This is a genomic window from uncultured Luteimonas sp., from assembly GCF_947492465.1.
In the GTDB taxonomy this organism is placed as follows: Bacteria; Pseudomonadota; Gammaproteobacteria; order Xanthomonadales; family Xanthomonadaceae; genus Luteimonas.
On the sequence record NZ_CANLNF010000026.1, the window covers coordinates 1 to 1,733 of the forward strand.

Below are 1,733 nucleotides of genomic sequence, written 5' to 3' on the forward strand. Positions count from 1 at the left end.
AGCGCGTTCGGCGCGGGCGCGCAGGCCAACGGCGCGTTCAGTACCGCGACCGGCGCGGCTGCAACGGCCGATGGCCTGCAGGCCAGCGCCTCGGGCTACAGCAGCAGCGCGGGCGGCGACTACACCACCGCGACCGGTTCCTTCAGCAATGCCGGCGGCTACGGCGCCAGCGCGCTGGGCTACGGGGCCGAGGCGGCGGGCGACTACGCCACAGCGGTGGGCGTGGTGGCCACGGCCAGCGGCGCGAGCAGCGTGGCGGTGGGCGAGTTCAGCGAGGCCACGGGCGACGAGAGCGTGGTGGTGGGTGGTTCGACGTTCTTCGGGTTCATCCCGGCGCAGGCCTCGGGTACGGGCGCGACGGCGGTGGGTGCCGGCGCCTGGGCCACGGGCGACTACGGCACCGCGATCGGCTGGAACAGCTGGGCCGACGCCGAGGGCGCGACCGCCTTGGGCGAGAGCGCGACGGCGACCGCGGTCAACAGCGTGGCGCTGGGTGCAGGTTCGGAAGCCGACCGCGAGAACAGCGTGTCGGTCGGCGCCGCGGGCGCCGAGCGCCAGGTCACCAACGTCGCCGCGGGCACCGAGGCCACCGACGCGGTGAACCTCGAGCAGCTCGAAGGCGCGACCGAGCACACGCGCTACTTCGTGGCCAGCGGAGGTGAGACCGACAACGCGGCCTACGTGGAAGGCGAGTACGCCACGGCGGCGGGCGAGTCGGCCACGGCACTGGGCGAAGGCGCCTCGGCGCTGGGCAGCGGCGCGTTCGCGCTGGCCGACCAGGCCACGGCGGTGGGCTTCAATGCGGTGGCCGAGCAGGCCAACGCGGTGGCGCTGGGCGCGGCAAGCGCGGCGCTGGGCGAATACGCCACGGCGGTGGGCAGTGAGAGCGTGGCCGAAGGCTTCGCGGCGACGGCGACGGGCGCGGGCGCCCTGGCCAGCGGCGACGGCGCGACGGCGTCGGGTGCGCTGGCCACGGCCACGGGCGTGGAGGCCACGGCGGTGGGCGCGTTCGCCGAAGCGACGGGCGACCTGTCGACGGCGGTGGGCGGTGAGAGCGTGGCCTCGGGCGAAGAGTCCTCGGCCTTCGGCGGCCTGGCCAATGCGTCCGGCGACTACGGCACGGCGGTGGGTGGCCGTGCGGAGGCCTCGGGCTTCAACAGCACCTCGGTGGGCAGCTGGAGCGCGGCCTCGGGCTACAACGCGACGGCACTGGGCGCCGACAGCGTGGCCTCGGGCGACGACAGCGTGGCGGTGGGCCAGGCGGCGCAGGCGACGGGTGCGGAGAGCGTGGCGATCGGCGGCAGCTCGTTCCTCGGGTTCTTCCCGACCGAGGCTTCGGGCGACTACTCGACGGCGGTGGGCGCAGGTGCCTGGGCGACCGGGACCAACGCCACCGCGCTGGGCAACTTCGCCACGGCCACCGGCGAGGACAGCACGGCGCTGGGCGCGGGCAGCCTCGCCGAAGGCGCGAACAGCGTGGCGCTGGGCGTGGGCTCGGAGGCCGACCGCGACAACAGCGTGTCGGTCGGTGCCGCGGGCGAAGAGCGCCAGATCACCAACGTGGCGGCGGGTGCGGAAGGCACCGATGCGGTGAACCTGGACCAGCTGGAGGAGGCGACGGCGGACAACCGCTACTTCCAGGCCACGGGCAACGATGAGGACCAGAGCGACGACGTGGGTGCGTACGCCGAAGGCGCGTATGCGACCGCCTCGGGCGAGGCGGCCAACGCCTA

At 74.8% G+C, this 1,733-nt stretch carries 1 pseudogene; it reads left to right on the forward strand.

Annotated elements, in window-relative coordinates:
• Nucleotides 1–1,733, forward strand: a pseudogene (locus Q0863_RS18405) (hypothetical protein); the annotation flags it as partial.